The sequence below is a fragment of the Iningainema tapete BLCC-T55 genome (assembly GCF_014698965.1).
GTDB lineage: Bacteria > Cyanobacteriota > Cyanobacteriia > Cyanobacteriales > Nostocaceae > Iningainema > Iningainema tapete.
Genome location: NZ_JACXAE010000045.1, coordinates 1 through 538, shown reverse-complemented (window position 1 = coordinate 538; position 538 = coordinate 1). Strand labels below are relative to the sequence as shown.

Below are 538 nucleotides of genomic sequence, written 5' to 3'. Positions count from 1 at the left end.
GCCCCTACTTCTCCTAAACCAACTGCAGCCATTAACTGGTGGAAGTCTTCTCGTCCGGTGGTTGTTTGACCACTTTTACCTAGATCTCCATCCAAAACTTCAATTTGGCTCTTGTCCCAACCCAAGGAATGAGCGCGGTCAGCCAAAGCATACTGTCTATCCGTACTTTCACGGTGATACTCCACCTGATTCGGTGTAGACTGTCGCAAGTACACTACTGCTCGTCGTTCCAGATGGGTCGTTCTAATTTTAGCATTCATCTGGTTTACTCCTTGCTGTCACCTCGTCTGAACCTCGTGCTGCGAGTATCTTGTCCACTAACCGTGCTGTTAGTTTTATTAGACGACTTATCCTTTCTGAGTTTTCGGGTTGAGCGGTTGGTAGTAGATGCTTTTGTGCCATCATTGAAATCCTTGTGTGAGACTCCTTTATTTTCTGTCGCACAAGAAAATTCGGACGTAACTTTTTGCGAGCGTGCCGCCACCCATTCACTTAAGCGCAGCAATTTCTGGGGTAAAAACTTTCCGACTGTTTGGGC

At 46.8% G+C, this 538-nt stretch carries 1 protein-coding gene and 1 pseudogene; both read right to left on the bottom strand.

Annotated elements, in window-relative coordinates; translation table 11 throughout:
• On the bottom strand, positions 1 to 260 hold a 260-nt coding region (locus ICL16_RS12055; RefSeq protein ID WP_190827802.1), incomplete at its 3' end, for a recombinase family protein.
• Positions 261 to 265: 5 nt separating this feature from the next.
• Positions 266 to 538: pseudogene (locus ICL16_RS45600) on the bottom strand (hypothetical protein); the annotation flags it as partial.